This window comes from Oleiphilus sp. HI0123, from assembly GCF_001635315.1.
This window is the reverse complement of the sequence record NZ_LWGE01000725.1, coordinates 1-304: the sequence shown is the minus strand read 5'-3', so window position 1 is coordinate 304 and position 304 is coordinate 1. Positions and strand designations below refer to the sequence as shown.

1 protein-coding gene is annotated in these 304 nt (G+C 45.1%); it reads left to right on the top strand.

The features are described 5' to 3' along the window. A partial coding sequence (locus tag A3761_RS06465; protein WP_156491678.1) for an AMP-binding protein occupies positions 1-304 on the top strand: 304 nt, incomplete at both ends.

The window sequence follows — 304 nt, the reverse complement described above, 5'->3', positions numbered from 1 at the left end:
AGTTGTTTTTGATTATCAGGAAAATGATGTTTACTGGTGTACAGCTGATTTTGGTTGGATCACCGGCCACACTTACATGCTTTATGGGCCGCTAGCGAATGGTGCTGTGAATGTTATGTATGAAGGTGTGCCGAACTACCCTGATTTTTCGCGTTTTTGGCAGATTGTTGAAAAGCATAAGATTAACGTTATCTACACTGCGCCGACCGCAATTCGAGCCTTGATGGCAGAAGGCGATGCCTATGTTGAAAAATGCGACCTATCAAGCTTGCGTTTGCTGGGAAGCGTGGGTGAACCAATCAAC